This is a genomic window from Xanthobacter autotrophicus, assembly GCF_029991245.1.
GTDB classification, from domain to species: domain Bacteria; phylum Pseudomonadota; class Alphaproteobacteria; order Rhizobiales; family Xanthobacteraceae; genus Xanthobacter; species Xanthobacter autotrophicus_C.
This window is the reverse complement of record NZ_JAIVFO010000182.1, coordinates 1-7509: the sequence shown is the minus strand read 5'-3', so window position 1 is coordinate 7509 and position 7509 is coordinate 1. Positions and strand designations below refer to the sequence as shown.

Sequence of the window (7509 nt, the reverse complement as noted above, 5' to 3'; positions counted from 1 at the left end):
GGCAGGGACTGGGGCGATCGGGGCGGGAGTCGCCGCCACCGGCGCGTGACCCCCGAAGGGATAAAGTTGCACGTCGGAAAAACGCGCTAGACTGTCTAATCCGGATGTGGTCGCCTTTCGCCAAGGGCGCGGCGATGTCTGGGGCACCCCGCCTGGGGCGGGACCCCGTTGCAGGAGGGATGCCGCAAGTGCCCGCAAGGCATGAAGGCATCACAGGCCCAAGGGTATCGAAGAATGAGTATCGAAGAAGAGGCGAGGACACTCGCCCGCATCCCCATGTTCCGGGACCTGGAGCCGAGCCAGCTGCGGTTGCTCGCCTTCTCGGCGGCACGGCTCGACGTGGCGCCGGGCGATGTGCTGTTCACCCAGGGCGAGGCGCCGGACGCCGCCTATGTGGTGCTCGAGGGCACCGCCGTGATCGAGGTGGCGGCCGGCGGCACGGCCCATGAGGTGGCGCGGCTCGGCCGCGACACGGTGGTGGGCGAGATGGGCGTGCTCACGGGCGAGCCGCGCACCGCCACGGTGCGGGCCGGTGAGCCCATGAGCGTGCTGCGCATGGAGACCGACCTGTTCCTCAATCTTCTCGACAAGACCCCGTCCCTCGCCCGCTCGGTGCTGCGCGACCTCGCCTTCCGCCTGCAGGAGACCACGCAGGCCCTGGTGAAAGCGAGAGGGTGAAGGCGCGAGGGTGAAGGCGCGCGGCTGATCCACCCTGACGGCCCGGCGCGCGCTTTCAGCCGCGCCGGCGCAGGATCTTGAGGCGCCCCAGCAGTTCGGCCACCGCCTCCGGCGGCAGGTGGCTGATTTCGCGGGCGAGCAGGTTGGCCAGCTCGGTGGCCTGCGGGCTCAAGTCTGCCGTGTCCACCACCACCCGGGGCTGGGACAGTTCGGCGAGGCGCTGGAGATCCTCCGCCTCGTCCCAGATCACGTTGAAATAGGCGATGATCCGCTGCACCAGCGCCCAGGTGGGCTTGCCCCGCTTGCCGGTTTCCAGTGCCGACAGATAGGTGGGCGTGACCCCGATGGCGCGGGCCATTTCCGTGAGTGTCACGCTCCGGTCTGCGCGCAGGTCGCGCACCCGGCGTCCGAACGGCGTCATCGTGTATCCCTGCCGCCCCTGCGCACGGGGCATTGGCGCAGAAGCTAGAGTGTCGCGGCGGGAAACGAAAGCCGGCTGATCATGAGGCGCCGAACCCCCAGGCCGCCAAACGAAAACGGCGGTGCCCAGCACCGCCGTTCGCAACTTTGATCCCGTGGGACAAGGTTCAGACCCTCAGGTCCAGGACCCGTCGTCCGAGCTGTCGTCGCTGCCCCAGTCGCCGCCGTCGTCGAAGCTGACGTCCTGGGGGTCGGCGTTCCAGCCGTCCTCCTGTCCGGCGCCCTGGCCCGCATCCTGTCCGCCCAGCGCATTCTGGGCATCCTGGCCGAGGTGGCCGCTGGAGGCATCAGCCGCCGGCTTGCCGAGTTCGGCCGCCGCCGCCTGGGCCACGGCGCCTTCGCCGCCGGACATCATGCTCTTGATGCCGTCGAACAGCAGCGCACCGCCGGCCACGCCGGCCGCGGTCGCGAGCGCCCCCTGCAGGAAGCCGCCACCGCCGCCGCCACCGAAGCCGCCGCGCTGCTGCGGAGGCTGCTGCCCCCACGGTCCGCCCTGCTGCGGCTGCCCATAGCCTTGCTGCGGGTAGCCGCCCTGCTGGGGATAACCCTGTTGCGGATAACCCCCGCCCTGCTGGGGATAACCCCGCTGCCCGTAGCCCTGCTGGGCATAGCCGGGCGGAACCCCCGTGGCGGCATCCGCCGTGCGCGCGCCGGCGGATGGCACGGAACTGCGGGAGCCGCCGCCGAACAGGCCGCCGAGAAAGCCGCCACCGGCCGGACGCGACTGCGCCTCCGCCGCGCGGGCCTCGGCATCCTGAAGCTGGGCTTCCAGATCCTGAATATGGGCATAGGACTGCTGGAGCGCATGCTCCTGCACCAGCACGCTCTGCGCGAGGGCGTAGGTGGCATGGGGTGCCTCAGCGACGCGGCGCGCGATCAGCGCCTCGGCTTCCGCGTCACGCGGCTGGTTCGCGACACCGCGCATGCGGTCGAACAGGCCGTCGATCAGGGCACGTTCCTCGGGAGTCATATCCGCCTCCGATGGTTGGACGACACGCATATGAGCAGCCGGCCATGGCGCAGGAAGGGCGGGGCTCCATGAAATTTTGGTAACGGCAGAGGTAGCGGAAGCGCTTGCATCGACGGCGCCGGTCTTCGACCGGTACCGCGAGGGTTTGCTTCAAGCACCGGGCGCGCTTGACCGAGGGCCCATGAGCCAGCCCATGGGTCCCTTCGCCCTACTCCGCCGCATCCGCCGGGGAAGCTCCCGCCACCGCGGCGGCGCCGACCCCGAAGCGCTGCTCCACATAGGTTTCCACCATCTGGCGGAACTCGTCCTGGATGTTGGCGCCGCGCAGGGTCGCCACCTTCTTGCCGTCGATGAAGACCGGGGCGGACGGGGTCTCGCCGGTGCCGGGGAGCGAGATGCCGATGTCGGCGTGCTTGCTCTCGCCCGGGCCGTTCACGATGCAGCCCATCACCGCCACGTTCAGGGCCTCGACGCCGGGATATTTGGCCTTCCACACCGGCATGCGGGCGCGGATCATGTCCTGCACGCCCTGCGCCAGCTCCTGGAACACGGTGGAGGTGGTGCGCCCGCAGCCCGGGCAGGCGGCCACCAGCGGAACGAAGGTGCGCAGGCCCATGGTCTGCAGGATTTCCTGCGCCACCTGCACCTCGCGGGTACGGTCGCCGTTGGGTTCCGGGGTCAGCGACACGCGGATGGTGTCGCCGATGCCCTGCTGCAGCACCACCCCCATGGCGGCGGTGGAGGCGACGATGCCCTTCGATCCCATGCCCGCCTCGGTCAGGCCGAGATGCAGGGCATAGTCGGCGCGGCGGGACAGTTCGCCATAGACCGCCACCAGGTCCTGCACCGCCGAGACCTTGGCGGACAGGATGATGCGGTTGCGGGGAAGGCCGATCTCTTCCGCCAGCGCCGCCGAGAGCAGGGCCGAGCGCACCAGCGCCTCGCGGGTCACGGCACGGGCTTCGGCCGGGTACGGCAGCAGGGCGTTCTCGTCCATGAGGCGGGTCAGCAGCTCGCCGTCGAGGGAGCCCCAGTTGGCGCCGATGCGCACCGGCTTGTCGTGGCGGATGGCGGTCTCGACGATGGCGGCGAACTGCCGGTCCTTCTTGTCGCCGAAGCCCACGTTGCCGGGATTGATGCGGTATTTGTCCAGCGCCTGCGCACAGGCCGGATAATCGGCCAGCAGCTTGTGGCCGATGTAATGGAAATCGCCCACCAGCGGCACGTCGATGCCCTGCGCCAGCAGCTGTTCCTTGATGTGCGGCACGGCGGCCGCGGCCTCGTTGCGGTCCACCGTGATGCGCACGATCTCCGAGCCGGCGCGGGCGAGCGCCGCCACCTGGCGCACGGTGCCCTCGATGTCGGCGGTGTCGGTGTTGGTCATGGACTGCACCACCACCGGCGCGCCGCCGCCCACCATCACCCGGCCCACGGGCACGCCCACCGTCAGGCGCCGCACCGCGGGGCCGGCCTGAAGCAGCTCGGCGGGAACCACCGGCGTGGTCGCGGGGGGGAGCGCGTTCGCGACGGCGGACTGAAGGGTGGGGGTGGATTGAAGGGTGGTCATGGGCATTCCATCCTCGGCAAATCGTCCGTTCGGGTCCGGCGTCCGCGGCGGGCGCATCCGGCCTGATACGTCGCGGGACGGGGCGCAGACGGGTTTCGAGTAGGCCCGGCGGCGCCGAGCGTCAACCGGCGTCGGCCTCTCCCGCCGCCCGCCCGGACGGCGCGGCGGCGGCCATCTCCCGGCAGCTGGCGCAGGTGCCGGCCACCTCCAGCACCCGCTGGCGCGGCTCGAAGCCGACCGCCCGCGCCGCCCAGGCGAGGTCACGCCCCACGGCATGGGAGGCCACTTCCCGGGTCAGGCCGCAGCGCTCGCAGATGAGGAACACCACCACCTCCTCGGCATCATGGGGATGGCCGCAGGCCAGAAACGCGTTGCGGCTCTCGATGCGGTGGGCAAGCCCCTCGGCCACCAGGAAATCCAGCACCCGGTAGACCGACATGGGCGGCGTCGGCTCGCCACCGGCGGCCAGGCGCTCCACGATCTCGTAGGCGCCGAGGGGCACATGGGTTTCGGCCAGCGCCTTCATGACGCTGCGCCGCAGGGGGGTCATGCGCAGGCCTTTTTCCGCGCAGCACTTCTCCACGCGCGCCAAGGCCCCGGCCACGCACTGGCCGTGATCATGGTCACTGGGATGGGACGTCGGATGGCTCACGCTCCCTATTTAATACATCAGTTCACGTCCTGCCATCCGCTGGTGTGTGAAAGCCACGCCAAGGTCGCGTTGCGCCGCACGAAGGAGCGTTGCAATCTGCCGGCCGCAGGTTCGCCTGTGCGCGTGACAGCATCGTCACACCGCTCCGCTACATCGTGAGCCACGGTCGCAGGCCGGGCCACGCCGGGCCTTTTTTGGGGAACAGCCATGCTCAAGGGGAAGGTCGCCGTCGTCACCGGGTCCACCAGCGGAATCGGGCTTGCCTATGCCCGAGCCTTCGCCAAGGAGGGTGCGAACATCGTGCTCAACGGCCTCGGTGACGCCGCCGCCATCGAGAAGGAGCGCGCCGCAATCGAGAGCGATTTCGGCGTCAAGTGCCTCTATTCGCCGGCCAACATGCTGAAGCCGGACGAGATCGCCGACATGGTGAAGCTGGGCGAGACCGAGCTGGGCTCCTGCGACATCCTCGTGAACAACGCGGGCATCCAGCACGTGGCGCCCATCGAGGAGTTCCCGATCGACACCTGGAACACCATCATCGCCATCAACCTGTCGGCGGCCTTCTTCGCTATGCGCGCGGCCATTCCCGGCATGAAGGCGCGCAAGTGGGGCCGCATCATCAACACCGCCTCCGCCCACGCGCTGGTGGCCTCGCCCTTCAAGTCGGCCTACGTCTCCGCCAAGCACGGCATCGCCGGCCTGACCAAGACCGCGGCGCTGGAAACGGCGGAATTCGGCATCACCGTCAACGCCATCTGCCCCGGCTATGTGTGGACGCCCCTGGTCGAGAAGCAGATCCCCGACACCGCCAAGGCCCGCGGCATGACCGAGGAGCAGGTGAAGAAGGACGTGCTCCTTGCCGCCCAGCCCACCAAGGAATTCGTGACGGTGGAAGAGGTGGCCGCGCTCGCCGTGTTCCTCGCCTCCGACAATGCCCGCTCCATCACCGGCTCCCTGCAGGTGATCGACGGCGGCTGGACCGCGGCGTGAGCGCGGCCCGACCCGGACGCGCACCGTGAGTCGCCGCGACGGCGCCAAGCCGGTGAGCCTCGCGCTCCAGGGGGGAGGCGCCCATGGCGCCTTCACCTGGGGCGTGCTCGACCGCCTGCTGCAGGACGACCGCCTGGTGGTCTCCGGCATCACCGGCACCAGCGCCGGCGCCATGAATGCGGTGGTGCTGGCCTCCGGCCTTGCCAAGGGCGACCCGGAGGAGGCCCGTCACGCCCTCACGCAATTCTGGCGCGATGTCTCCCGCGACGGGCGCATGTCGCCGCTCCAGCGCACCGCGTTCGACCGGGTGATGGGCAACTGGTCGCTGGCGCGCAACCCGGCCTATCTCGCCTTCGAGGTGGCCTCGCGCTTCTTCTCGCCCTACGACTTCAACCCGCTGAACATCAATCCCCTGCGCGAGATCCTGGAAGCTCACGTGGATTTCGAGGCCCTGCGCCAGTCGCAGGTGAAGATCTTCATTTCCGCCACCAATGTGCACACCGGCCGCGCCCGCATCTTCGGCCACGAGGAGATGACCGCCGACGCGGTGATGGCCTCGGCCTGCCTGCCGTTCCTGTTCCAGGCGGTGGAGATCGACGGCGTGCCCTATTGGGACGGCGGCTACATGGGCAACCCGCCCCTGTTCCCGCTCTACGAGAAGGCGGAGGCGGACGACATCATCCTCGTCCAGATCAATCCCGTGGCGCGCGAGACCACGCCGCGCACCGCCTCCGAAATCCAGAACCGCATCAACGAGATCACCTTCAACGCCTCGCTGCTGGCCCAGCTGCGCGCCATCGACCATGCGGCCAAGCTCATCGACCAGGGACTGCTCACCCGCTGGACCCTTGGCGGATCGAGCTTCCGGCGGGTGCGGCTCCACCGCATCGGCGGCGAGGACCAGCTGATGGCGCTGGACGCCACCTCGAAGATGAATGCGGAATGGACCTTCCTGCAGCACCTGCGCGACCTCGGCCGGGCGGCGGCGGAGGCCTTCCTGGAAGCCCATTTCGACGATCTCGGCCGCCGTTCCACCCTGGACCTCAAGCTGGAACTGGCGGACTGACCGGCCAGACCGTGGCTGCGCGCTGGCCGGGACCCTCCGGCGGAACGTGAGGGAAGGCAGGCCATCGGCCGGCCTTCCTACCGTGGAGGCAGCGGTGGCCCCAGCTTCAGCCGCGCGAATCCCGCTTGGCCTGCGCCACCGCCACGAACTTGGTGACCCGGCCGGCCTCGCCCGCCGCGCCGATGGGATCGATGCGGGTCCGCGCCTTGGAGCGCATGCCCTTGTTGGGACGGGGCAGATTGGCCGGGCGCTTGGCGCGCTTGGAATCGCGCTTCAGTTCGAGGGCACGGTGGGCATTGGCCATCAGCTCGTCCCGCGCCGCCTCGGTGGCCCGGCGGCTCGCCTCGCGCCGGGCGCGGGTGAGGGCATCGGTGAGCACGGCCGCCTTCTGGCGATTGCCGGAATCGGCCTTCTCGAACGTCACCTCGCCACGGCCGCCCTTGCCGCGCAACGCCCGGCGCTGGTTGTTGGCGATGGTGAGCGCCCGCGCGCGGCGATCGCTCAGATAGCTGACGAGGTGATGAAGGTCGTCATCGGAAAGCGCGCCCAGCACCGGGTGGCGGGCCTTTTCGACGAACTCCATCTCGTCGCCGGTCAGGAGCCGCCGCTCATTCTTGCGCGTGTGTGCCATGGTACTTCCTTCTTGGACCGACGGCCTCGGTCTTCGACCAATGCCGAGAGGGTTACGCTCAGGTGCCGCGTGGGCTTCAACCAACGGCCATCGCGCGCTGGTGTTGCGGCCTGCTGGCATATTCGGAATGCGTGTACATATGAAGAAGTTGACGCCCATGTGATGAAGCCCTGGAGCGACCTTGCCATGGCCCGGCCCCCCGAAGCCCGCATCGCATCCGGCCCTGTCGCCGGCCCCCGGCAGGCGAGGCTCGACATCGTGGTTGGCGACATCACCCGCCTCGCCCTCGACGCCATCGTCAACGCCGCCAATTCCAGCCTGCTCGGCGGCGGCGGGGTGGATGGCGCGATCCACCGGGGGGCGGGACCGGAGCTTCTCGCCCATTGCCGGACCCTCGGCGGCTGCCCCACCGGCGAGGCGCGCCTGACCCCGGGCTTCCACCTGCCGGCGGCCCATGTCATCCACGCGGTCGGAC

General features: G+C 69.7%; 9 protein-coding genes. 4 read left to right on the top strand and 5 right to left on the bottom strand.

The genetic code is table 11. The features are described 5' to 3' along the window. Positions 1-234: 234 nt before the first annotated feature. A complete protein-coding gene (locus K9U41_RS20700; protein WP_282642740.1) occupies positions 235-678 on the top strand; it encodes a Crp/Fnr family transcriptional regulator in 444 nt (147 codons plus the stop codon). A 55-nt stretch (positions 679-733) separates the two neighbouring features. Here the strand turns inward: K9U41_RS20700 and K9U41_RS20695 are convergent, their stop codons facing one another. The 4 genes from K9U41_RS20695 to K9U41_RS20680 form a co-directional block, all read right to left on the bottom strand. Further along, positions 734-1099, bottom strand: coding sequence for a helix-turn-helix domain-containing protein (locus tag K9U41_RS20695; protein ID WP_282642739.1), 366 nt, complete (start codon positions 1097-1099; stop codon positions 734-736). Positions 1100-1273: 174 nt separating this feature from the next. Further along, complete coding sequence (locus tag K9U41_RS20690; RefSeq protein WP_282642738.1) at positions 1274-2128, bottom strand: DUF2076 domain-containing protein; 855 nt, start codon at positions 2126-2128, stop codon at positions 1274-1276. Between the two features lie 208 nt (positions 2129-2336). After that, positions 2337-3695, bottom strand: a complete 1359-nt coding sequence (gene ispG / locus K9U41_RS20685; protein ID WP_432715836.1) for a flavodoxin-dependent (E)-4-hydroxy-3-methylbut-2-enyl-diphosphate synthase — start codon at positions 3693-3695, stop codon at positions 2337-2339. 121 nt (positions 3696-3816) lie between these two features. Beyond that, on the bottom strand, positions 3817-4356 hold the full coding sequence (locus K9U41_RS20680) for a Fur family transcriptional regulator (protein WP_432715837.1): 540 nt from the start codon (positions 4354-4356) through the stop codon (positions 3817-3819). A gap of 198 nt (positions 4357-4554) precedes the next feature. Between K9U41_RS20680 and K9U41_RS20675 the strand changes: the two genes are divergently transcribed. Together K9U41_RS20675 and K9U41_RS20670 are read left to right on the top strand one after the other, a co-directional pair. Beyond that, entirely contained in the window at positions 4555-5337 is a 783-nt protein-coding gene (locus K9U41_RS20675) for a 3-hydroxybutyrate dehydrogenase (protein ID WP_282642735.1), read from the top strand. A gap of 25 nt (positions 5338-5362) precedes the next feature. Then, positions 5363-6403: a patatin-like phospholipase family protein gene (locus K9U41_RS20670; RefSeq protein ID WP_282642734.1), complete on the top strand. Its 1041-nt coding sequence runs from the start codon at positions 5363-5365 to the stop codon at positions 6401-6403. Positions 6404-6509: 106 nt separating this feature from the next. Here K9U41_RS20670 and K9U41_RS20665 read toward each other — a convergent pair whose 3' ends face one another. Further along, the gene (locus K9U41_RS20665) at positions 6510-7034 is read right to left on the bottom strand and encodes a hypothetical protein (RefSeq protein WP_282642733.1); all 525 of its coding nucleotides are present in this window, start codon (positions 7032-7034) and stop codon (positions 6510-6512) included. Between the two features lie 186 nt (positions 7035-7220). Here K9U41_RS20665 and K9U41_RS20660 point away from each other — a divergent pair. Next, positions 7221-7509, top strand: a 289-nt coding sequence (locus K9U41_RS20660; RefSeq protein ID WP_282642732.1) for a macro domain-containing protein, incomplete at its 3' end; no start/stop codon positions are given.